This is a genomic window from Rhodococcus sp. NJ-530 (genome assembly GCF_003860625.1).
GTDB lineage: Bacteria > Actinomycetota > Actinomycetes > Mycobacteriales > Mycobacteriaceae > Rhodococcus_F > Rhodococcus_F qingshengii.
Genome location: NZ_CP034152.1, coordinates 307,276 through 330,552 on the forward strand (window position 1 = coordinate 307,276; position 23,277 = coordinate 330,552).

The 23,277-nt window shown below is 62.1% G+C and carries 25 protein-coding genes; 21 read left to right on the forward strand and 4 right to left on the reverse strand.

The features are described 5' to 3' along the window. Positions 1–25 precede the first annotated feature (25 nt). From EHW12_RS01390 to EHW12_RS01460, 15 genes are all read left to right on the forward strand, one after another. Positions 26–721, forward strand: a complete 696-nt coding sequence (locus EHW12_RS01390; RefSeq protein WP_338012658.1) for an Imm52 family immunity protein — start codon at positions 26–28, stop codon at positions 719–721. An 86-nt stretch (positions 722–807) separates the two neighbouring features. Next, a complete protein-coding gene (locus EHW12_RS01395; RefSeq protein WP_241199085.1) occupies positions 808–1,503 on the forward strand; it encodes an Imm52 family immunity protein in 696 nt (231 codons plus the stop codon). A gap of 92 nt (positions 1,504–1,595) precedes the next feature. After that, positions 1,596–2,591 carry a hypothetical protein gene (locus EHW12_RS01400; RefSeq protein ID WP_007731722.1) on the forward strand — a complete coding sequence of 332 codons (996 nt, stop codon included), beginning with the start codon at positions 1,596–1,598 and terminating at the stop codon, positions 2,589–2,591. 569 nt (positions 2,592–3,160) lie between these two features. Further along, a complete protein-coding gene (locus EHW12_RS01405) occupies positions 3,161–4,846 on the forward strand; it encodes an ammonium transporter (RefSeq protein WP_007731720.1) in 1,686 nt (561 codons plus the stop codon). Between the two features lie 51 nt (positions 4,847–4,897). Further along, positions 4,898–5,200, forward strand: a complete 303-nt coding sequence (locus EHW12_RS01410) for an urease subunit gamma (RefSeq protein ID WP_007731718.1) — start codon at positions 4,898–4,900, stop codon at positions 5,198–5,200. Positions 5,201–5,229: 29 nt separating this feature from the next. Next, positions 5,230–5,667, forward strand: coding sequence for an urease subunit beta (locus tag EHW12_RS01415; protein ID WP_003943812.1), 438 nt, complete (start codon positions 5,230–5,232; stop codon positions 5,665–5,667). Between the two features lie 35 nt (positions 5,668–5,702). Next, complete coding sequence (locus EHW12_RS01420; protein ID WP_003943847.1) at positions 5,703–7,421, forward strand: urease subunit alpha; 1,719 nt, start codon at positions 5,703–5,705, stop codon at positions 7,419–7,421. Positions 7,422–7,430: 9 nt separating this feature from the next. Then, positions 7,431–8,078, forward strand: coding sequence for an urease accessory protein UreE (ureE, locus tag EHW12_RS01425; protein WP_007731715.1), 648 nt, complete (start codon positions 7,431–7,433; stop codon positions 8,076–8,078). Further along, entirely contained in the window at positions 8,062–8,775 is a 714-nt protein-coding gene (locus tag EHW12_RS01430; protein ID WP_125050196.1) for an urease accessory protein UreF, read from the forward strand. Before ureE ends, EHW12_RS01430 begins: the two co-directional genes overlap by 17 nt. Before the next feature lie 10 nt (positions 8,776–8,785). Continuing rightward, positions 8,786–9,427: an urease accessory protein UreG gene (gene ureG / locus EHW12_RS01435; RefSeq protein WP_007731713.1), complete on the forward strand. Its 642-nt coding sequence runs from the start codon at positions 8,786–8,788 to the stop codon at positions 9,425–9,427. Continuing rightward, complete coding sequence (locus EHW12_RS01440) at positions 9,424–10,371, forward strand: urease accessory protein UreD (protein WP_125050197.1); 948 nt, start codon at positions 9,424–9,426, stop codon at positions 10,369–10,371. Before ureG ends, EHW12_RS01440 begins: the two co-directional genes overlap by 4 nt. A 34-nt stretch (positions 10,372–10,405) precedes the next feature. Then, a complete protein-coding gene (gene yut / locus EHW12_RS01445; RefSeq protein ID WP_030535783.1) occupies positions 10,406–11,449 on the forward strand; it encodes an urea transporter in 1,044 nt (347 codons plus the stop codon). Positions 11,450–11,553: 104 nt separating this feature from the next. Then, entirely contained in the window at positions 11,554–12,075 is a 522-nt protein-coding gene (locus EHW12_RS01450; protein ID WP_030535782.1) for a gluconokinase, read from the forward strand. Continuing rightward, positions 12,072–12,854 carry an SDR family oxidoreductase gene (locus EHW12_RS01455; RefSeq protein ID WP_007731708.1) on the forward strand — a complete coding sequence of 261 codons (783 nt, stop codon included), beginning with the start codon at positions 12,072–12,074 and terminating at the stop codon, positions 12,852–12,854. The genes EHW12_RS01450 and EHW12_RS01455 overlap by 4 nt, the downstream gene beginning before the upstream one ends. A gap of 45 nt (positions 12,855–12,899) precedes the next feature. Next, the gene (locus EHW12_RS01460; RefSeq protein WP_125050198.1) at positions 12,900–13,826 is read left to right on the forward strand and encodes a D-isomer specific 2-hydroxyacid dehydrogenase family protein; all 927 of its coding nucleotides are present in this window, start codon (positions 12,900–12,902) and stop codon (positions 13,824–13,826) included. Here the strand turns inward: EHW12_RS01460 and nac are convergent. Further along, positions 13,820–14,743 carry a nitrogen assimilation transcriptional regulator NAC gene (gene nac, locus EHW12_RS01465; RefSeq protein WP_030535780.1) on the reverse strand — a complete coding sequence of 308 codons (924 nt, stop codon included), beginning with the start codon at positions 14,741–14,743 and terminating at the stop codon, positions 13,820–13,822. The genes EHW12_RS01460 and nac overlap by 7 nt on opposite strands. A gap of 191 nt (positions 14,744–14,934) precedes the next feature. Here nac and EHW12_RS01470 point away from each other — a divergent pair, with 191 nt between their 5' ends. From EHW12_RS01470 to EHW12_RS01495, 6 genes are all read left to right on the forward strand, one after another. Beyond that, a complete protein-coding gene (locus EHW12_RS01470) occupies positions 14,935–15,738 on the forward strand; it encodes a 5-oxoprolinase subunit PxpA (RefSeq protein ID WP_007731705.1) in 804 nt (267 codons plus the stop codon). After that, entirely contained in the window at positions 15,735–16,442 is a 708-nt protein-coding gene (locus EHW12_RS01475; protein ID WP_172403470.1) for a carboxyltransferase domain-containing protein, read from the forward strand. Before EHW12_RS01470 ends, EHW12_RS01475 begins: the two co-directional genes overlap by 4 nt. Further along, entirely contained in the window at positions 16,435–17,508 is a 1,074-nt protein-coding gene (locus tag EHW12_RS01480) for a biotin-dependent carboxyltransferase family protein (protein WP_007731701.1), read from the forward strand. The genes EHW12_RS01475 and EHW12_RS01480 overlap by 8 nt, the downstream gene beginning before the upstream one ends. Next, entirely contained in the window at positions 17,505–18,839 is a 1,335-nt protein-coding gene (locus tag EHW12_RS01485) for an MFS transporter (protein ID WP_047271513.1), read from the forward strand. Before EHW12_RS01480 ends, EHW12_RS01485 begins: the two co-directional genes overlap by 4 nt. A 95-nt stretch (positions 18,840–18,934) precedes the next feature. Next, entirely contained in the window at positions 18,935–19,690 is a 756-nt protein-coding gene (locus tag EHW12_RS01490) for an SDR family oxidoreductase (protein ID WP_007731698.1), read from the forward strand. 11 nt (positions 19,691–19,701) lie between these two features. Further along, positions 19,702–20,745: an L-idonate 5-dehydrogenase gene (locus EHW12_RS01495; RefSeq protein WP_030535776.1), complete on the forward strand. Its 1,044-nt coding sequence runs from the start codon at positions 19,702–19,704 to the stop codon at positions 20,743–20,745. Between the two features lie 59 nt (positions 20,746–20,804). Here EHW12_RS01495 and EHW12_RS01500 read toward each other — a convergent pair whose 3' ends face one another. The 3 genes from EHW12_RS01500 to EHW12_RS01510 all read right to left on the reverse strand — a co-directional run bounded on the left by EHW12_RS01500 (position 20,805) and on the right by EHW12_RS01510 (position 23,272). After that, the gene (locus tag EHW12_RS01500; protein ID WP_007731695.1) at positions 20,805–21,473 is read right to left on the reverse strand and encodes a 4-carboxy-4-hydroxy-2-oxoadipate aldolase/oxaloacetate decarboxylase; all 669 of its coding nucleotides are present in this window, start codon (positions 21,471–21,473) and stop codon (positions 20,805–20,807) included. Positions 21,474–21,498: 25 nt separating this feature from the next. Beyond that, positions 21,499–22,707, reverse strand: coding sequence for an aspartate transaminase (locus EHW12_RS01505; protein ID WP_125050199.1), 1,209 nt, complete (start codon positions 22,705–22,707; stop codon positions 21,499–21,501). A 160-nt stretch (positions 22,708–22,867) separates the two neighbouring features. Continuing rightward, positions 22,868–23,272 (reverse strand): DUF4259 domain-containing protein, encoded by a 405-nt coding sequence (locus EHW12_RS01510; RefSeq protein WP_007731693.1) that lies wholly within the window; start codon positions 23,270–23,272, stop codon positions 22,868–22,870. Positions 23,273–23,277 lie beyond the last annotated feature (5 nt).

Genomic DNA, 23,277 nt, shown 5'->3' on the forward strand with positions numbered 1-23,277 from the left:
CAGAGTTGCTGGAAAGGAAAGGTCGATGAATTCGGATCGTGGCGCGACAGTGATCGGGTATTGGGGCCCTCGGACGCAACCGGTAGAAGGCATTGCAGCGGAGGTGTTCTCGTTTCTTCATAGTCTGAGGAACATTGATCCAGCACTTGGACAAGCTTGGGTGTTTTCGCCCGAGACTGCCTTCGAGTCGACCGATCTAAGCGTGGAAGGCCTAGCGAAAATCTTCCGGGCAGCGAAGGATGTCGAAGGGCAATCCGTTGCTGCCTTCGACCTTGGCTACATCGTGAGTTTGTTGCACCCGGACAGATATCAGTTCTTGAGAATCCAATTCTCTCTCGGCCGGAATGTTCCGAGGGTTCCGAATCTCGTCAACGTCACCCTCCCCCCGGAGAAACAAGCAATCGGGGAGGCGTCGCAGTTGCTGACTGCACGCGTCGGGGACGCGATCATGAAAGCGATCATCGAGCATTGGTCGCCGGAGTCTGCGCGGTGGGGGACGCGGGAGTACCGCAATGCGCAGGGAAATGAGGTCAGCGAAATCGAAGTCGGTTGGGAGACATACATCCAGTCCGGGATCGATCTTGATCACAGCAAACTGCCCGTCGTCGCCGTACTGGAGGAACTCCCCAACGGAACGCTGATTCGGTTGGGCGAGAAACCGTTAGACGTCAACTTCGACGACATCCTGGCCGTGCGGGAAGCACTGGGTTACCCGGTCTAAGACGCCGCGTGACCGCCGACCCTTGCTCATGTCGCGACACGTAGTCGGACGGAGACTATTACGCAGTGGTTGGAAAGGACGGGGCGATGAGCATAGTCGGGCGATGGCCGACCGTGATCGGATATTGGGGCACGCGGGTGCAGTCGAGTCAGGAAGTGGCGCAGACGATGCGGGCCTTCCTCGACGATCTGGAAGAGATCGACCCGGAGTTGGCGTTGCCGTGGGTGTACACCAAAAAACTGGACAAAGGCCCCGCGGATCTCAGTGTGGACGGGTTGGTGCGAATCTTCGAGTATTCCCGCTCGAAGGAGATGGGGTATTCGGACACCCCGGGACCGGGCTACGACAGCGACTTGTCGCCCGAGGACGGGACCGCGCGCCGGGTCGGTGCCTGGGTCGGCGGGCTGGAAACCAGTGCTCCCAACAGTGTCCTGGTGTCGTTGCCGACGGAGACGCAGCTCACCGACAGTACCCGGCGGTTGCTCGACCCGGATATCGGAGACGCGATCATGAGAGTGATCGTCAAGCATTGGGAACCGGAGCGAGCTCGGTGGAGCATCGGAGACTACCGGCACCTTCAGAATCGGTCGAAAGGTGAGGTCGAGGTGGGATGGGAAACATACTTCCATTCCGGAGTTACGTTCGATCGCAGCGCGCTGCCCCAATCTGCGGTGGTAGAGGAACTGCCCACTGGCACGTTGATTCGGTTGGGGGACAAGCCTATGCAGGTCGCTGCCGCCGACATCGTGGCGGTGCGGGCGGCGTTGGGTTATCCGGTGTAGGCCACGCAACGGGTCCGGAGTTCACCATTGCATCAGACGTCGAGAAATGTGTTAACCGGATGACCTGCTTCGCCTTTCGATAGTATTGCCAGATGGCACCCCGAGCCGACTTGCTCGCGTGGCTCCTCGATTCGGATCCGGCGATTCGGTGGCAGGTGGAGCGCGACCTGCTGAACGAAGCGCCCACTGTGTGGGCGGCGACGCGCGCGTCGATCGCTACCAAAGGATTTGGTGCACGCCTGCCTTCATTGCAGGATCGAGACGGCAAATGGGCGGGTGGGGCGTTCTTCCCGGCAGAATTCGACTTCGTGGGACCCGAAGCAGCAGAAGAAGGTTCGCAACCCTGGACGGCAACTACTTGGACGCTCAACTCCTTGCGTGAGTGGGGCCTCGACGCCAGTGTTCTGCGGGAGCGTCGTACTGCAGAACTGCTCGCGGAGAACTGTCGCTGGGAGTACGAGGGCCAGCCGTACTGGGACGGTGAGGTCGATTGCTGCATCAACGCCTGGACGGTGGCAAACGGTGTGTGGCTCGGCATGCCCGTTGATGAACTGGCTGATTGGTTTGTGCGGCATCAACTTCCGGATGGTGGGTGGAACTGTGAGTGGATCGAAGGTTCGACCCGATCGTCGTTCCATTCGACGCTCAATTCACTCAAAGGGCTTCTCGCGTACGAGATCGCGACCGGGGGAACAATTGAGACGCGCGCGGCTCGACGATCCGGTGAGGAATTCTTGCTGCAGCGCGGTCTGTTCCGGAGACTCTCGACCGGGGAACCGGTGGGGGACTGGATCGGCCGGTTCGCGTACCCGTTCCGGTGGCGTTACAACGTGCTCAACGCAGCCGACTACTTCCGCGAAGCGTCGTTGTCGGATGGAAATGAGCCTGATCCGCGAATGGCGGACGCGATCGAGATGATCCGGGCCGCTCGAGCCTCGGATGGGACGTGGCTCCAGGCCGGTCGCCAACCGGGGCGGGTGTGGTTCGAGGTCGACACAAAGGCGGGGGAGCCGTCGAGGTGGCTGACTTTATCCGGCATCCGAGTGCTCGCCTGGTGGGATCAATCCTCCCCTCTAGGTTCTGCATAACAAAAGAGTCACAGCGAAATTCATTCAACCTTCAAAGGTTATCGAAAGGTGATCTTCGACCTTCCAGTCGAAATATCCAGTACAGATGAAGAACATATTAACGACAGGATTGCCCTCAGTGCGATGAAGGTTAATCATCTGAACAGGTGAGAAGATGTTCGGTGAAATTACCTACCCGATTGGATAGGCGGGTCACCGACGTTGGTAATCAACTAAGGCTCTCGCAGCTGTCTCGGTTAGGGAGCTAAGTCCCGAGCTGGAAACGGCATTTCTGCTCCGAAAGTGGCGCTCACCTGCGGCTACGTTCCCCATTTTGCAGGACTTAAACCACTTTCGGCGAGATTTAGTCTCGCAATTGTAGGTTGTGGAGCGTCCGCAATGTTTAGGCAAAGTCCCATCTTTTCCCAGAACAATGCTCTACTAAACGTGAAAACCGGATGTTCCCCCGATTTTGCTGAGAAGGTGCAACTATGGGGCGTAGCGTAACTGTCGCAGCGAACCGGAACATCGCGAATTGCTGCTCTAACCAATGACTTTGTTCAGGTCCGAATAATGCTCGGAGGTCGTCGATGTCGATGGAAATGGTGTTAGCCGAAGCAGTGATAGATAGTGGGGACACGGCGTGGGTGCTGATCTCCGCGGGTCTGGTTCTCTTCATGGTTCCCGGACTCGCCTTCTTCTACGCCGGTCTGGTGCGTGGTAGCAGTGCGCTCGTCATGTTGCAGCAGAACCTCGTCCCACTCGGACTCGTCTCGATTACCTGGGTCGTGTTCGGATACAGCTTCGCGTTCAGTGGAGACTGGGGTTCCGGCTTCCTCGGTGACCTCAAATTGTTCGGCTTGCAGGACATACACACAGCCGCCGCCCCGGGCTTCCACCTGATCGAAGGTGCAGTCGCGGTACCGACTCTGGCGTTCGTGGTCTATCAGATGATGTTCGCGATCATCACGCCCGCGCTGATCACCGGTGCGACCGCAAACCGGCTCAAGCCCTTGGGCTGGGCCGTTCTGCTCGTGCTGTGGTCGATCATCGTCTACCCCCCGATTGCGCACTGGCTCTTCAATCCCGAAGGCTGGTTGGCGCTCCGCGGAGCTCAGGACTGGGCCGGCGGAATTGTCGTCCACGCATCCGCCGGCGCCGCCGCCCTGGCAATCTTGCTGGTGGTCGGTAAACGTCCGGGATGGCCCAACGCCGAGGCAGTCCCGCACTCGGTGCCTCTGGCGTTGATCGGCGCAGGCATCCTGTGGTTCGGCTGGTTCGGATTCAACGCAGGCGACGGATTGGCCGCCGATGGTGTTGCGGCACAAGCCTTGATGAACACTCACATCGCCGCAGCGGGCGGTATGGTCGTCTGGCTCGTCATCGAAAGGTACACCGAGGGCAAGGCCACGGCGATCGGCGGAATCACCGGCGCGGTAGCCGGTCTCGCGACCGTCACCCCTTGCGCCGGCTTCGTCAGCACCTTCTCCGCGTTGGCGATCGGCGCGCTTGCCGGACTGGTCTGCCACTTCGCGCTCGCGCTCAAGTCGATCTTCAAGTTCGACGACGCGCTCGACGTCATCGCGGTCCACTTCATCGGCGGCATCCTCGGTTCACTCCTTCTCGGTTTGTTCGGCGAAAAAGCCATCAATTCGATCGGCCGCGACGGACTCTTCTTCGGCGGCGGGGCAGGACTACTCGGCGAGCAGGCGCTGGCGTTGATCGTCGTCATCGCTTTCTCGTTCGTGGTGACCTGGCTGATCGCCACGGGCATCGAGAAGACCATCGGTCTCAAGCTGGCCCCGAAAGACCAGGTGGACATCGACCGTCGTCAGCAAGGCATGGACGCATACCGCTACAACGCCGCATTCGTGGACGCGGGTGGTGCGCCGCAGACCAGCGGGTTCGACTCGGGGGTCCTGGTCGAGGGGGCAAAACTTGTTCCGAACCTCGGCGCCCCGAAGCACGAACTCATCACCGCGGTATTGCAGACCATCGAGTCCGAGAAGCTACGGGAGGCGCTGCTGGCTGCCGGAGCGGAGTCGATAGTCGTATCGGAAGCGCATGTCTCCGCGAGTGACTCGGCCTCGCTCAAGTTCCGCGGACAACGCAACGACGTCGTGTTCACCGAGCGGTTGCGTGTCGAGGTGCTGGTCGCCTCGGAACATGCCCAGGCAGTTCTGGACGCGATCAACGAGTACTCGGGCGGCAGGAGGAGCGGTTTCGTCCAGCAAGCGGCCGAACCTCTCACCGAAGCGACGGAACAGGGGAGCTGACATGTATTCGACGACAGGGAGTTACCGCATGATCGACAAGGAGCGTTCAGAATGCATCTGACACCGCGAGAACTCGACAAGCTGACAATCCTCATGTTGGCGGATGTCGCACTGAGGCGAAAGGCAAAGGGGCTCAAACTCAATCACCCGGAGTCCGTCGCAGTTATCACTGCAGCCGCCCTGGAGGGAGCTCGGGAGGGCAAGACTCTCGAGGAGGTCATGGCCGACGCATCGCACGCCTTGACGGTCGACGACGTGATGGACGGTGTGGCGGAGATGATTCCACGTGTGCAGGTCGAGGCGGTGTTCCTCGACGGTAGCCGGCTCGTCACCGTGCACTCTCCGATCCAGTAGCCCGACCGAGATGTCAGGAGCACTCCAAGATGGCAAGCAAATCGACGAAGAAGGATTCCGGCGGCGAGAAGAAAGTACCGGTCGGCGGATACGTGTTGCGGGACGAGCCGATCGAACTCAACGAGGGCCGTCCACGTTTGAAGTTGCGAGTCCGAAACACCGGTGACCGTCCCATCCAGGTGGGTTCGCACTACCACTTCATGGAAGTCAATCGCGCGTTGTCCTTCGATCGTGAACAGTCCTTCGGCTGGCGCCTCGACATTCCCGCGGGCACGGCGGTCAGGTTCGAGCCGGGCGACGAGAAGGAAGTGACGTTGGTGCCGTTCGGCGGCAAGCAACGAGTGCAAGGCTTCAACGGACTTGTCGACGGTTGGGCGCCGACCCACGCCGCCTACCGGCCGAGGCTCCCCGGAGCCGTCCAGCGTGCCGAAGAACTCGGCTTCCTGTCCGAACCTCAAACCGACTGATTCTCGTTCACGGCGGACGAAGGAGAGCAACACCCATGACAAGCATTTCGAGACAAGAGTATTCGGGTCTGTTCGGGGTCACCACGGGTGACCAGATCAGGCTGGGTAATACCGACCTGTACATCGAGGTCGAGGAAGATCTTCGAACGATCGGCGACGAGTCGATCTACGGCGGCGGCAAGACGCTGCGCGACGGCATGGGCCAGGATCCGGAGTCGTGCAGCATCGACGGTGCCCTCGACCTCGTGATCACCAACGTGGTCATCGTCGATGCAACCATCGGCGTCGTCAAGGCAGACGTGGGAATCAAGGACGGCAAGATCGTCGGCTGGGGTAAGGCGGGAAATTCCAGCACGATGGAAGGCGTCACCCCGGGGCTGACCACCGGTCCGGCGACCGACGCGATTTCCGGTGAGCAGATGATCCTCACTGCCGCCGGCATCGATCCGCACGTGCACCTCGTGTCACCACAGCAGGCGTACCACGCACTCAGTGGGGGAGTGACGACGCTGATCGGTGGTGGCATCGGCCCGACCGACGGAACGAACGGCACCACCATCACTTCCGGTATCTGGAACATGGAGATGATGCTCAAGGCCAACGAGGGTTTGCCGGTCAACGTCTGCATGTTGGGCAAGGGGAACTCGTCCGGGCATCAGTCGCTGGTCGAACAGATCAAGGCCGGTGCGGCCGGTCTGAAGGTCCACGAGGACTGGGGCGCGACACCGGCCACAATTCGTGAGTCTCTGCGGGTGGCAGACGAAATGGACGTTCAGGTCGCCATTCACACGGACACACTCAACGAGGCCGGATACGTCGAGGACACCATCGCGGCCTTCGAAGGCCGTACCATTCACACCTATCACAGCGAGGGCGCGGGTGGCGGTCACGCACCCGACATTCTGCGGGTGACGGGCGAGGACAACGTACTTCCGGCGTCGACCAATCCGACGTTGCCATACGGCATCAACACTCAGGCCGAACTCTTCGACATGATCATGGTCTGTCACAACCTCAATCCCAAAGTGCCCTCGGATGTTTCGTTTGCCGAGTCCCGCGTTCGCGCCGAGACGATCGGTGCCGAGAACGTACTGCAGGACATGGGCGTCATCTCGATGTTCTCGAGTGACTCACAGGCGATGGGCCGGGTTGGAGAAAACTGGCTACGCGCGATCCAAACAGCGGACTGCATGAAGCGGTCCCGCGGAAAGCTGCCCGAGGATTCACCGACGCACGACAACTTTCGCGTGTTGCGCTACGTCGCGAAGGTCACGATCAATCCAGCGTTGACGTTCGGTCTTTCGCATGTGGTCGGGTCGATCGGTGTCGGGAAGATGGCGGATCTTGTTCTCTGGGAGCCCGCATTCTTCGGCGCGAAGCCGAAGACGATCATCAAGAACGGGTTGATCAGCTGGCACGCCATGGGAGATCCGAATGCGTCGCTCCCGACACCACAACCGGTGATCTACCGGCCGATGTTCGGTGGATTCGGCAAGGCGTTGCCGCAGAGTTCGGTCTCGTTCGTCTCGCGAGCGGCGCTCGACGACGGCATCAAGGATCGACTCGGTCTCGAACGTCAGGTTGTCGCCGTCGAGGGCACGAGGACGGTCACCAAGCGTGATCTGGTTCGTAACTCGGCTACTCCGGAAATCAAGGTGGACCCGGAGACCTTCGCGGTGACTGCGGACGGTGTCCATGCGTACGTCGAACCCGCCGAATCCATTCGCTTGAACCAACTTTACTTCTTCAGTTAGGGGTCTCCAGTGTCGGGAACAATCACACACACGCACGGTGCCGATGCGACGCCACACACGCACGGCGAGATGACCGCGCCGAGCGGAAAGCCGACGCGAGTCGACGCGCTGCTCGGGAAGGAGACCGACGAGGAGTGGGCCGGTCGACTCGACAATGCGGTAGTCGACGTCTTGTCGCTCGATCAGTGGGAAGCGCAGAAGAGTCGGTTACGACGCACCACGATCGGTGGCCGTGAATTGGCCGTCTCGCTTGATCGTGGTATTCAGTTGCAGGACGGCGACATTCTGCTGTGGGACGAGCCGGCGAACACCGTGGTCGTGGCCAGGATCAACCTCAAGGACGTGTTGGAGATCGACCTGAGCGCGCTGGTCGACGTCACGCCCGAGAAGATGATTCAGACGTGCCTGGAGTTGGGACATGCCGTGGGTAACCAGCACTGGCCTGCGGTGGTGAAGGGAATGAAGGTCTACGTTCCGTTGACGGTCGACAAGGCGGTCATGGGCTCGGTGATGCGGACACATGCTTTCGAGGGCATCGAGTACACCTTCATCCCGGGCGCCGAGGTAATTCCCTACATCGCTCCACACGAGGCACGCCGTTTGTTCGGTGCGGCCGCGCGTGAGGGCGAGGGGCATACCCATGACCCTCTCGTCTGAGGGATCCGGGCTCAGCATCAACCGCGCGATGCGGATGATGCAGTTTTCCGATTCCATGTTCCCGGTCGGTTCCTTCTCGTTCTCCAACGGTTTGGAATCGGCCGTGGCGCAGGGAATTGTCACGGGTGGTCCGTCGCTGCGGGAGTTTGTGCTCTCGGCCGCCCATCAGGGCGCGACGTGCGACGGTATCGCCGTACTCGCGGCGCACCGGGGTGCGGCAGCCGGTGATTTCTCGGCGATCCTCGCCGCTGATCATGCAGTGATCGAACGCAAACTCAACGAAGAAGCACGCACGATGAGTACCCGCATGGGTAAGAAGTTGGCCGAACTCGGCGGGCGCTTGGCCGGTGAGACCCTGTTCAACAAGTGGTTGGCCGCGGTCGCATCGGGAGAGACGCCGGGTACCTACCCCGTCGGCCTCGGAATTGCTTTCGCGGAGATGGGTTCTCCGGAAGAGGACGCTTTCACGGTCAATCAGTACGGTGTCGCGATGACGTTGCTCGGCGCTGCCCTTCGTATCGTCCGAGTCGATCACCTCACGACGCAAGAGATTCTGTTCGAGGTCAATCAGAGCGCCGGCCGTGAGTACGCCGCAGTGCGTGACTACGGACTCGACGACATGTCCAATTTCGCCCCGATGATCGACATTCTGGCTGCGGTTCACGTCAAGGCGCACGTCCGAATGTTCATGAACTAGAAGGAGAACGATGAAGAAGACAACGCGCATCGGAATCGGCGGACCCGTGGGTTCGGGTAAGACCGCACTCATCGAGGCGATCACGCCGGAGTTCATCAAGCGGGGCACCAGCGTTCTGATCATCACCAATGACGTGGTCACCACCGAAGATGCCAAGCATGTGCGCAAGGCTCTCAAAGGTGTTCTCGTGGAGGAACGTATCGTCGGCGTGGAGACGGGAGCCTGCCCACACACCGCCGTCCGCGAAGACCCGAGTATGAATCTCGCGGCGGTCGAGGACATGGAGAAAACGTTCCCGGACACCGACGTGGTGTTCATCGAAAGTGGTGGCGACAACCTCACACTGACGTTCAGTCCAGCTCTGGTCGACTTCTTCATCTACGTCATCGACGTAGCCGCAGGCGACAAGATTCCGCGCAAGAACGGTCCGGGAATCTCGCAGTCCGACATCCTGGTCATCAACAAGACCGATCTCGCACCGTACGTCAACGCCGATCTCGGAGTCATGGATCGCGACTCCAAGGGGATGCGCGGCGACAAGCCGTTCGTCTTCACCAATTGCATGACCGGGGAAGGCATCAAGGAAGTGGTGGACCTCATCGTGCACGGAGTCCTCTTCGACGAAGAGGAAGTGGGAGCGAGCGCACCGTGAGCGCAACGTCCGTCCCGGGAGCATCGCGGTCGCTCCCGGGGCCGATCCCGACCATCCCGGAACTCGACCAGTACCAGGACCAGCCGAAGCAGGCCCCGGCCGGCAAGGTCGGGAAGACCGGCGTTCTCGAGATGCGATTTGTCGACCGTGGCGACAAGACGATTCTGCGGGACATGTACCGCAAGACACCGCTGCTCGTTCAGCAGGCGCTGTACTGGGACGAAGCGTTGCCGACCATGCCGTGCGTCTACATGATCTCGACGTCCGGCAGTGTGTTGCAAGGCGATCGACTGTTCCTGACGATCGAGATGGAACCGGGTTCCCTCGCGCACGTGACCACTCAGTCGGCCACCAAGGTTCACCGGATGGATGCCAATCACGCGTCGCAACTCCAGAAAGTGGTGCTCGCGGAGAATTCGTATCTCGAACTGATGCCCGGGGTGACGATCCCACACCGCAACGCGAGGTACTACGCGCGCACCGACATCACGGTGGATCCGACTGCAACGCTGTTGTTCTCGGAGATCGTGATGTCGGGTCGCAAGTACCACGACGGCGGAGAGATGTTCGTCTACGACCTGTACTCCACAATGATCAAGGCGGAGCGTCCGGACGGGAAGAACCTCTTCACCGAGAAATTGGTGATCGAACCGGCACGCTTCCCCGTGCGATACGGCGGAATCATGGGCGACCACGACGTGTTCGGCAATGTCATCCTGCTGACACCGAAGGAGCACGCCGACGGGATTCTCGAAGAGGTAGTTCCGGGCCGTGACGGCAAGGTCGTTTCCGGAGCGAGTCGGCTACCGAACGACGCCGGTCTCATCTTCAAAGTCCTCGGTCCGGAGAGCGAACCCGTCAAGGCGAAGGTTCGTGATTTCTGGGCTCTGGTGCGAAAGGCAGTTCTGGACACCACCATTCCGCCCGTCCCGCTGTGGGGATGACGCGGATCGTCGGAGAAGGATCGAGGGACGTGCGATGACCACCATCACCAAACCCTGGGACGACGTCGCGGACAAGAACGTCGTGCTCAGATTCATCGACACCAATCTCAAAGGCTCCGGGCAGGTGATGTTCCAGGGCAATGCGCTGACGGGCCTGCTGTTTCTGGTCGGTATCTTCTGGGGAGCGATAGCCGCGGACACGATCACCGTCGCAATTGGTGCCGTGGTGGGTCTGGTGGTATCCACCGTCACCGGCATGATGCTGCACTCCGACGACGATTCGATGCGTATCGGCCTGTACGGATACAACGGAGTTCTTGTGGGAGCTGCCTTTCCGACGTTCCTTGCCGGCGGTGTGATGCTGTGGATCTACCTCGTGGTGGGAGCTGCCGCGTCGACGATCGCGTTCCTGGCCGTTGCCAATGTCTTCAAGACGTGGGGCGTACCGGCGCTGACCTTTCCGTTCAACCTCGTCAACTGGTTCTTCCTCCTCGCGGCGTTCCAGTTCCTGCGGATCGAAACGTCAGACCTCAGCGCGGGCCAGTTTCCCCAGCACATCGGGGACGCGTCAGTTCATGCCGAAATTACTTTCAGCTTCCTGTGGGACACGCTGTTCCGCAACGTCTCCCAGATCTTTCTGATCAACAACACCGTCACCGGCATTATCTTCGTGATCGCGCTGCTGGTCGCGTCGCGTTGGGCGGCGTTGTTCGCGCTCATCGGTTCCGCGATAGCGATGGGTTCGGTACTGGCGCTGGGCGCAAACACCGTCGACATCGGCAATGGTCTCTACGGGCTCAGTTCGGTGCTGACGGCAATTGCTCTCGGATCGGTGTTCTACAACCCGTCGTGGCGTGTGTTCGTCTACACCGTCTTCGGAGTACTGGTGACTGTTGTCATCCACGGCACGCTGGTGTCTGCCTTTGCTCCGATCAGCCTGCCGGCCGGAACGGGCCCGTTCGTCTTCGCGACGTGGCTGTTCCTGCTGCCGAAGAAGAAGTTCGTTCCCATCCAGCACGACACCATCGAGGGTGGAGCGGCCGAGGGCAAGGATTCGATCGCGAAGGCGAACGGATAGGGCTCGAACGGGCAGAAGTTCCTAGATCGTTCCGCTATGGCACCCTCGCGAACCGGTATCACTCGAGTATTGTCTGGCCTTCGGTAGTCGGGCATGGTCGAAGCATGACCGTGCAGGTAGTTGTGATGGGTGTGGCCGGTGCTGGAAAAAGCACCGTGGCAGTGGGTCTCGCCACGTCTCTCGGGGCAGACTTCGTCGACGGTGACGATCTGCACCCCGAGTCCAATGTCGCCAAAATGCGTTCGGGGACACCGTTGACCGACGAAGACCGTGTGCCGTGGCTCGACGCGATCGCGGCCTGGCTTTCCGAGCGTGCCGATGCGGGACGAACAGGCGTCGTTGCCTGTTCGGCTCTGCGAAAGGACTATCGGGGCCGGTTGCGCCCGGACGGTCTCGACGTGCAGTTCGTCCACCTGGCCGGTGATTTCGAGACTATCTCCGCACGTATGCGTTTCCGCGCCGGGCACTTCATGCCGGAGAGTCTGCTCATCTCCCAGTTCGAGGCTCTCGAACCGCTTACAGACGACGAGCGCGGCATCACGCTGAATGTCGTCTCCGAACCGAGCACACTGGTGGGCGAGGCAGTCGACTACATCCATACATCTCAGAGGAGCGTCACAGCGTGAGTAGCACCGCAAGCCCCGGCCCGTTCGACATTTCCGGGAAGGTCGCGCTGGTGACGGGTTCGAGCCGAGGCATCGGCTCGGCCCTCGCGACTGGTCTCGCCGAGGCGGGTGCGGTGGTGGTGCTCAACAGCCGAAATTCCGACGTGCTCGAAGCCGAGCGTCGACGCATCGCCGACGCGACCGGCGCAACGGTGCACGCATACGCGTTCGACGTCACCGATTCGGCCGCCGTCCGGGATGCGGCGACACGCATCGAGGCGGAGGTCGGCCCGGTCGAGATCGTTGTCAACAACACCGGCGTGCAGCACCGCGCCCCGCTTCTCGAGTTCGGCGACGACGACTTCCGGCGTGTCATGGACACCAACCTGACCAGTGCGTTCTACGTCGGACGTGAATTCGCCCGCGGCATGGTCGAGCGCGGACACGGGAAGATCGTCAACATCTGCTCGGTGCAGAGCGAACTCGGCCGAGCGGGAATCGCACCGTACGCAGCCAGCAAGGGCGGGCTCAAGATGCTCACCCGCGGGATGTGCGCCGACTGGGCACCCTTCGGTTTGCAGATCAACGCGATCGCACCGGGATACTTCGACACCGAACTGACCTCTGCGCTGGTCAACGATCCGGAGTTCACCGCGTGGCTCGCCAAGCGGACACCCGCCGGACGTTGGGGCCGTACGGAGGAGCTGATCGGGTCGCTACTGTTCTTGGCCTCCCCGGCTTCGGATTTCGTCAACGGTCAGATCCTCTACGTCGACGGCGGAATGACGGCCGTCGTCTGATTGTCCGCTGTTAGATCGTCCGCTACTCGAACAGAAAGCACCCACATGACAGACGCCAGCGCCCCTCGCATCCACCTCGGTCCCGTCGAGGATCCTCACGTCGCCGACGGAATACGCCGAGCCGGTGGAGTTCTCGTTCCACTGGCAGACGCCGAGGGCGTCGTGTGGGTACACGGGCCGGAGACGTTCCCGTCGTCGCTACCCGATTCTGTTCGCTGGGTGCAGTTGCCGTTCGCCGGCATCGAGCCCTGGTTCGACGCCAAGGTGATCGACGACAAGCGGGTCTGGACGTCTGCTGCCGGAGCGTACGCGGGCAATGTTGCCGAACATGCGATGATGCTTCTCCTCGCCGGAGTTCGTTCTCTCCCCGAACAATTGGCGGCGCAGTCGTGGCGCAAGGAAGAGTTCGACCCGCGGGTGGGCACTTTGCAGGGCTCGACAGTGGCGATCATCGGTTGCGGCGGAATCGGCCGTGCGTTGATCCCGTACCTCGCCGCGTCCAAAGTCAAGGTCATCGCGATCACCCGCTCCGGGACCCCTGTCGAGGGTGCTTCCGAAACGCTCTCGGCCGACCGCACCGGCGAAATCTGGTCCAAGGCAGATCACTTCGTGATCGCAGCACCGTCGACATCCGCGACGCGGCATCTGGTCGGCAAGGCCGAACTGGACCAGATGTCGGAGTCGAGCTGGATCGTGAACATCGCGCGTGGCACCCTCGTCGACACGGACGCATTGGTCGACGCACTGGAAGCCGGTTCGATCGGCGGGGCGGCACTGGACGTCACCGATCCCGAGCCGTTGCCGGACGGGCATCGGTTGTGGAAGCTGCCCAACGCGATCATCACTCCACACGTCGCCAACCCGGCTACGACGCTCACCCGCGTCCTGGCAGATCACGTTGCAGCCAACGTCGCCCGATTCGCCGCAGGTGAGGACCTCGCCGCCGTGATCGATCCGTCGGCGGGCTACTGACCGCTCGCGTTGGTTCCCTTCACGTAATCGGCAACGACGGTGCGCAGAACATCGCGCACCGCCTCGGCCGGTTTGGAGAGGGGCTGATTGGCCGGGGTGCCAAGGGAGACATGCACTTCGATGCCCGGCTCGATGCGTCGTAGCTCGAGCGCTTCGACGTCCATGACCCTGCGGGCCACCGACCACGGCAGAACCGTCGCGCCCAATCCGGTGCGTACGGCCTCGGACAGCGTCATCACCGATTCCACTTCGGCCACGACGTTCGGTTGCTGCTCTGCACGGTCGAAAGCCTGCTCCACCACCTTGCGGATGGTGTGCATCCGACCCGGAAGCAATAGTGGCAGTTCGGCGATCTCGGGCAGGGAGATGTCGGATCCCGATTCGCCTGCCAGTCCGGTACCGAACGGGGCAACCACCACCAGCTCCTCGGTGAGCAAGCGTTCGAACGTCACACCCTTGATCGGGCCGGCGTCGTACAACAACGCCAGATCCATGCGACCGGTCATCATCGCTTCGCTGAGCACGCCACCGAAGTTCTCGTTGATGTGCAACAAGATATTCGGGTGCTGCTCGCGCACACGGGCCAAGAGCGGCAAGGCGATTGCCGTCGCGGTGCTGTACGGGGCGAGGCCGACCGAGACGCCACCCGCCAGCGCCCGTCCGACCACGGACACCTCGGCCTGGGCACTCTCCACCTGACGCAGAATCACCTGAGCATGCCGATAGAGTGCGTGCCCCGCATCGGTCGGCTCGACACCCTGTTTGCTGCGGATCAGAAGTTGCTGACCGAACTGCGTTTCCAGCGACGTCATCTGTTGGCTCAGGGCGGGTTGTGCGATGTGCAGGATGTCGGCGGCTCGGGTGATGCTGCCGGCATCGACAATTCGTACGAACGAGTAGAGCCTTCTCGTGTCCATGCTGTGCAAACTACCAGCTCAACGGACATATCGAATTCCGATCACCCCAACGCGAAACGGTATTAACAACCCTTTGGCGTTCCTGAGTAGCGTCCCAGAAACACCGAAGTCGACACACAGAACTTCGACAGTCGGACGAACCACGGGCAACGGCGCCCGTACGAACAAGTAAACGAACCGGAAGGACCGAAATGGCAACCAGCATCGATCTTGTCGCCGATCTCGGCGAAGGTTTCGGCACGTGGACCATGGGCGCCGACGATGCTCTGCTCGACACGCTGACTTCGGCCAACATCGCTTGCGGATTCCATGCAGGCGATCCACGAACCATGGATGCGACCGTGCGGGGGTGCGTATCGCGCGGTATCGGCATCGGCGCGCATCCGAGTTTTCCGGACCTCGCCGGATTCGGACGTCGCGCGATGGATCTCAGTGAGAACGAGGTCCGAACCGACGTGCTGTTCCAACTCGGCGCCCTTCACGCCTTTGCGGTCGCGAGCGGAACGTCGTTGTCGCACATCGCTCCCCACGGCAAGCTCGGGAATCTTGTTGCCGTACGCCAGGATTACGCGCGCGCCGTCGTCGATGCGGTCGCGGCCTTCGATCCGTCGTTGATCGTGCTCGCCCAGGACGGGGCGTTGGCCGACGAGGCGACTGCCCGCGGATTGAGCGTCGGCATCGTCGGAATCGCGGATCGCGCATACAACTCCGACGGAACTCTCGTGCCCCGCAGCGAGCCGGGAGCGGTGATTCACGACGTCGACGTTCTGGTCGAGCGGACCGTTCGGATGGTGGTCGAGGAAGTCGTCGAAGCTGTGGACGGCACGTTGATCCCGGTTGTCGCCGATACGGTCCTCGTGCACGGTGACAACCCCGGTGCCGTCGCGAACGCGAAGGCGATTCGCGCCGCGCTCGAGGCCGCCGGTGTCACCATTGCGCCGCTGACCCGGGTCGTGGCGTCACGGCGGGCCCGTGATGTCGGGTGTTCCGCGTGAAGACCTACGTCGCCGACTGCGGTGACGCCGCCGTTCGCGTCAGTGTCAGCGGCGGGACCGCCGAGCAGAACTGGAACACCGTTCGATCGATCGCTGCACGTTTCGATCTCGGTGCCGACGGCATCGTCAGCGTCATCCCGACATACGACGCCCTGCTGGTCGAGTTCGACAACCTCCTCACCGACCACGACGCCGTCCGCGGCCTGGTTCGCGAAGCAACGACTATCCCCCGACCGCTGGAAGGTGAACCTAGGACGTTCGAGATCCCCGTCGTCTACGGGGGCGAACACGGCCCGGACCTGGGTGATACAGCGCGGTTTCTCGGCGTCACCGAAGCCGAAGTGGTGCGCCTTCACTCCGCAGCCCCGTTGGTCATGCGTTGCTACGGCTCACCCGGCGGCGCCCCGATGCTCGACGGCCCGGCGTTCGGCCTTCCCATCCCGCGCCGATCGAGCCCGCGACCGCACGTCGCGGCCGGTTCCGTTGCGGTGGCCGGACGTCAGGCAGTCGTTTCGGCCAGGCCTGCGCCCGGCGGTTGGGCAGTGATCGGCCGGACCCCGCTCATCTTGGTCGATCCGGCGTCGGAGCAGATTTCTGCCTACCGCCCGGGCGATCTGTTCGTCTTCCGTGCGATCGACGCCGATCGCTGGGACGACTTCGACGGACGCTCGCTCCTGCCCGTAGGGGGTGATCCCCATGGCTGAGACCGTCACCGTCCTGACTCCCGGAATCAGCTCCGTCCAGGATTTGGGGCGTGGATCGGCGTCACAGTTCGGTCAGGCGACGGGCGGCGCAGCCGACCAGATCAGCGCGGAGATCGCCAACGCGTTGGTGGGTAGTAGGCGCGAGGCCCCGCTACTGGAGTTGACGGCCCTCGACTTTTCAGCGTCGGCGTCCACGGATCTGCTGATCGCCGTCACGGGTGCACCCGCAACGGTGACGGTGGACGGACATCGGCAACCGCAGTGGGAACCGATCGTCTGGCGAGCCGGTCAGCGGCTTGCCGTCACCGGAATCCACGACGGATTGCGCGTCTACGTCGCCGTCCACGGAGAGCTGACGGCCGACTACCTCCTGGGCAGCTGCGCTCCCGACCAGGTCCTCGGATTCGGCCGTCACTTGACCGCGGGGGAGACGCTGGTCGTCGACACCGACTGCCCGCCGATCGACCACCCGGTCTTCCGGCTACCGCTGTTCCGGTTGTTGCCCGACCGACCGTCCTTCGGCAACGTGTGGACGCTCGACGTGACCGACGGCCCCGACATCGACGACTTCGGGGAGAGTGCAGCCGCGCTGTTCGGCACCGAATTCGTGGTGGGCGATCAGAGCAATCACATCGGGCTTCGGCTGGCATCTACCGATGAGCAGCCGCTCCCACAGCGCACCGGCACCGGCGAGGTCCTCTCGCGCGGCGTCCCCATCGGTGCCGTCGAAGTACCCGCTGGCAACGAACTTCTGGTCCTGCATCGAGGTAGAGGCGTCACCGCCGGTTATCCGGTGCTGGCAGTCGTCACCACCGTTTCACTCTCACAGCTGGGACAGGCCCGACCCGGGCACCGCGTCCGATTCCGGAACTGCAGCGTCGCAACGGCGGTTGCAGAGCACCGCGAACAGCAGCACCGCATCGCCTTGCTGAGGCGGCGTGTGGAGAACGTATTCACCACCCTCCGGATACCTCTTCACACCTCGGAAGCCCGAGTACCGAGCCACGTCGGCACCACACGCCCCGCGAGCGCTCCGCGCCGCGCGTCTATTTTGGAGACAGCATGACCAACACCATCGAAGCGGTAGACGGCCAGGTAGCCGACCCGCGCAAGGTCCGGAAAGTCGTCGCAGCGGGCTGCGTCGGCATCTTCGTCGAGCTCTACGACAACGGTGTCTTCGCGTTCATGGCGACGGCACTGGCCATCGTGTTCTTCGACGTATCGAAGTCGAGCGACGCGCTGATGCTGGTGTTCGCCGGCTACGCGGTCTCGTTCTTCGTTCGGCCCCTCGGCGCGGTGGTCTGCGGCATCCTCGGCGACCGGATCGGTCGACAGAAGATGTTGGTGTTCGTCATCATGCTGATCAGCGTGGCGACCGCCGGTATCGGCTTGCTGCCCACCTACGCGGCCATCGGTATCGCGGCACCGGCACTGCTGATCTTTCTGCGGATCGTGCAGGGATTCTCCGTCGGTGGTGAAGCTGCCGGCGCCATGACGTTCCTCGCCGAACACGCCCCGGAAGGCAAGCGCGGCTTGATCACGAGCTACGCGCAGATCGCGTCGTTCCTCGCACTGCTGACCGGAACGATGATCGCGTTTGCCATGTCGCCGTGGCTCAACGCCGACGCGATCAACGGCGGCGGACTCGCATCGTGGGCGTGGCGCATCCCGTTCCTCATGGCCATTCCGATGGGAATCATCGGCTGGTACATCCGCCGCGCGATCTCCGATACCCCGAACTTCGAGCGGCTCAAGGAATCCGGCGGTTTGTCGCGCAATCCGCTCAAGGAAGCATTCTCCACTCCCGAACACCGTCGCGCCATGATCCTCGCCCTGTTCATCCCCTTGATGAATGGTTCCGGCTACTACGTTCTGTTCTCGTACATGCCCACGTTCCTCAAAGGCGATCAGATCGGATTCTCGACCGGGACAGCGCTTCTCGTCACCGCATCCAGCCTGGTCGCGATCTGCTTCGCGATTCCGTTCATGGGTGCTCTCTCCGACCGGATCGGTCGCAAGAAGGTCATCGCCGGTGCAGCTGCGGCAATGGCGATCGGAGCGATCCCCTGCTATGCCATGATCGTGACCGGCAACGTCGGCCTCGCCGTTCTCGGTGCCTGCCTCATGGCAGTGATCTTCGCCGGGCACACAGCCGTCATCCACATCCTGATCGTCGAACTGTTCCCCACGCGGGTTCGCTACTCCGCCTACGGTTTGGGTTACAACATCTCGTCCGCACTCTTCGGTGGTACCGCACCGTTGTTGATGACCTGGTTGATCCCCGAATTCGGTATCTACGTTCCCGCCTTCTACGCGGTCATCACTGCAATCGGCACGCTGATCGCGGTCAGCACCATCACCGATCGCGCCCACGTTCCGCTACGCGACACTCTGTGACTTCTCGCGTGAGTCACTCCTGATCCGGCCCGGTGGCCGCCTGCAGTCCGCGGCGGCCGCCGGGTCATACCAATTTCTTCCTGTAGGAGCACACAATGCCTTTCTCCGATTACCGCACAGCTCTCGTCACCGGCGCCAACACCGGAATGGGTGCCGCCGTCACCGAGATGTTCACCAAGCGCGGACTGACGGTCTACGGCGTCGCCCGCAATGCCGACAAGCTCGGTGAGGTTGCCGATCGCACCGGAATGATCCCTCTGCCCGTGGACATCACCGACACCGCCGCGCTCGCCGAAGCTGTCGGCGGACTGGAGATCGACATCCTCGTCAACAACGCGGGGGTGTCCGCAACCGGAAACATTCTCGACGCCGAAGAAGCATCGGTCGACGCGATGGTGGACGTGAATCTTCGTGCAGTGCTGCACCTGTGCCGCATTCTGCTGCCGGGAATGGTGGAGCGCGATCTAGGTCATGTCGTCAACATCAGCTCCATCGCCGGCCTGTACAACTTCTACGGCCACACTGCCTACCACGCGACCAAGGCTGCGGTGCACCAGATTTCGCGCCAGCTGCGAAACGACTGCATCGGCAAGCGGATTCGAGTGACCGAGATCTGCCCCGGCCGGGTCGAGACCGAGATCTTCGGTCGCAACCTCGGCGGCACGCCCGAAGCCATGAAGGAAGCGTGGGAGACCTTCTACGAAGGCTACGAATCCATCACTACCAAGGACATCGCGGATACCATCGAGTTCGCGATCGACGCTCCTGGTCACGTCAATCTTGGTCTCATCGAGGTGCTCCCCACCTTCCAGGTGCCCGGTGGCCTCGACTTCATCCGTCGCAACGACTGAGAGAGCGCATCATGAGTTTTGTACTACCGGAAACGACGCTCGGAGTGGTGGCCCATGCGGCAGGTGACCTGCGGGTCGAGCATGTTGCGTTGACTGCGCCGACCGCCGAGCAGGCAGTGATCGAGATCGCTTACGGCGGTGTGTGTGGATCAGATCTGCACTACTGGACGCACGGCGCGGCGGGGGAGTCGATTCTGAAGGCACCGATGCTGCTCGGTCACGAGGTGGTCGGCACGGTCGTGACGGCCGCGGCGGACGGAACGGGGCCGGCAGTTGGAACTTCCGTGGCCGTACACCCCGCAACGCCCGGTGGGACCGCGCCTCGGTTCCCGAGCGATCGGCCCAACCTCTCGCCCTGCTGCACATACCTGGGAAGTGCAGCGCAGTACCCACACACCGAGGGCGCCTTCGTGAAATACGCAGTGCTCCCGACACGCATGCTCCGGGAACTGCCCGAGGGGTTGGACCTGCGGACTGCGTCGGTAGCCGAACCGGCAAGCGTTGCCTGGCACGCTGTTTCGCGAGCGGGAGACGTACGCGGGAAGAAGGCGCTGGTCGTCGGCTGCGGACCCATCGGCGCACTGGTCGTGGCTGTGCTCAGACGAGCAGGCGCGCAGTCGATCACCGCGGTCGACGTGCACGACGTTCCGCTGCAGATCGCGTCGACGCTCGGTGCGGATCGGGTTCTCGAGGCCACCGACGCCGAGGCAGTCGCCGCATCCGATGCCGACGTGGTCGTCGAGTGCACCGGCAATCATCGCGGGCTCGAATCCGCTATTCGCGGGGCGACGCGCGGTGGACGGGTGGTCATGCTCGGGCTTCTTCCGTCCGGACCTCAACCGGTACACATTTCGCTGGCGATCACGCGAGAGTTGGAGTTGGTGGGCTCATTCCGCTTCAACGACGAAATCGACGAGGTGCTGCTCGCCCTCGCCGACGGTTCGCTTGCTGTCGATGCTGTTCTCACACACGAATATCCGGTCGAGGAAGCTCTGGAAGCTTTCGCAGTCGCCAAGGATGCTTCGGTGTCGGGGAAGGTGCTGTTGCGGTTCTGAGTCCTTCGACCCTGTGCGCCTTTATTAACCGCGGGCGGTTAATAAAGGCGCACAGCAGGTTATTCGACCACCAGGCCCTTGGCTTCCAGCAGGGCAGTCAGATTGCTCACCTCGAGTGGGGTCTCGCCCCGCTTGTAACGCTCGATGTACCCGGCTTCGGCTTCGTCACGGGCACGCGAGAGTTCGATTGCCTCGGCAACCTCCTCGCGGCGGACCACGACAACGCCGTCGCAGTCACCCTTGACGACGTCACCGGGATAAATGACCTGTTCTCCGAAGACCAGGGGATGGTTGATCGGGCCGAGAGATTCCTTGACGGTTCCCTCGATGTACACGTGCTTGGAGAAGACGGGGAATCCGAGTTCGCGGATCTCCCGGGTATCGCGCACTCCGCCGTCGGTGACCAGTGCGGTAATGCCGCGCGCAACACAGGCATTGGCGAGGACATCGCCGAACTGGCCGGCGGCTTGATCACCTGAAGAGACGATCAGGACGTCACCCGGCTGTGCGTAGCTGATCGCAACCTGCAGCATGAGGTTGTCACGGGGATGGCACTTGACTGTGAAGGCGGAGCCGCAGAACTTCATGTCGCGGTCGATCGGTTTGATCGCCGGATGCAGCGACCCCTTACGTCCCTGTGCCTCGTGAATCGTGGCCGCGGAGAACGTCCCCAGTTCGGCAATCAGGTCCTTGTCCGCGCGATCAATTTTCGTCTTGACGTGAATCATCTTGTACTCCAGAAAGTATGAAAGATCAGGAAAGGCGTTCGACTGCCGCGGCGATCTGTGCCGCGGCCTTTTCGAGGACGGCCTCGGAGGTGGCGAAGGAGATACGGAAGTACGGCGATGCGCCGTAAGCCGAACCCTGAATGGTGGCAACCGACGCCTCGTCGAGGAGATAGAGGACGAGATCCTGGTCGGACTCGATCACGGTGCCATCCGGGGTCTGCTTGCCGATCAAGCCGGCACAGTTGACGAACAGGTAGAACGCACCCTGCGGCACGACGGGCTCGAGCCCGGGGACAACACTGAGGAGGTGAGCCGAGAGGTCGCGTCGTCGTCGGTAACTTCGTACGGATTCGGTGAGGAAACTCTGGTCGCCGGTAAGGGCTTCCACGGCTGCGGCCTGGCTGATCGAGGACGGGCAGGAAGAACTCTGACCCTGCAGTTTGTTGACGGCGCCGATCAATCCGGAATTTCCGAGTCCGTATCCGAGTCGCCACCCGGTCATGGCATGAGACTTGGAGACTCCGTTGGTGACCAGTACCTGATCACGGAGGTGCGGAGCGACCTGCAGCAGACTCGGGATCGGAGCGTCGCCGAAGTTGATCTCGTCGTAGATCTCGTCGACCAACACACTGACATGGGGATTGGCCTCGATCACTTCGGCGAGGGCCTGCAGCTGCTCGCGGGTGTACACAGATCCGGTGGGGTTGCCCGGGGCATTGAGGATGACCCACTTGGTGTTCGAAGTGATTGCAGCGGATAGTGCTTCGGCTGTGAGAAGAATGTTGTCGGACTCCTCGCACTGAACGATCACCGGAGTTCCGTCGTGAGCGAGGACCATATCCGGGTACGAAACCCAGTAAGGGGCGGGAACGATAACCTCGACGCCGGCTTCGACCGTCGCCATGAGAGCGAGGAAGATGACCTGTTTCGCGCCGCCGCCGACGGTGATCTGGTTGTCCGCGTACTGGATTCCGGTTCGCGAAGCCGCGCGTGCTGCGATTGCCTCGCGTAGAGCCGGGATGCCGTTGACTGCGGTGTACTTGGTCTGACCCGTGTTGATCGCAGTGATCGCCGCAGACTTGATGTTGTCGGGTGTGTCGAAATCGGGCTCCCCGACGGTCAGGTCGAGTATTTCACGGCCCTGGGCCTTCAGCTCGCGCACTCGTTGTGCGGCAGCCACACTCGGCGACTCCCTGATTCTGTCGACGCGCGCAGCCGGAACGAAAGTCGCCATGATGGTCTGCTCCTGGGTCCGGGGTGAGCGTGGATTCCCGTCGTCGACGAGCCACAGTTCTCACTCGGTGATCCGTTCGACCATAGGGTCCTACCAGGGCATCTGACCAAGACCGAACCGTTGTGGCCCGATAAGCAAACGTGATGGAGCGGCGACGGAATCAGACCGACAGAACGCGCAAATCCTCGAGACCGTCCACGACGGGAACGCGCCACGACGCAAGCTCTTCCGGTCCCTGCTCGTCCCACAATTCGAACAGTTCCGAATCGGTCGATGCGATGGTGCGCTCCACCATTTCGATCAACCAGGTGAGCCGTTCGCTGGTCAGGGCCGCGGTGAAAGAGTCGAGATCGAGGTCTTCGGTGGCGGGGTCGCGCTTGTGATCGGCGCGCACGATCAGCACCAATTCGAGCAAGGCGATGGCGATTTGGCCGCCGTCCACCTCGAGGTAGTCGTCCTCGAATGCCCACTCCACCGATTCGAAGGTGAAGTCACCGTGTCCGATGGACGCGATCAAATCCCCTGCACCGTCGTTCTCGAACGGTCCCGATCCCCACGCGCCCACTGTCT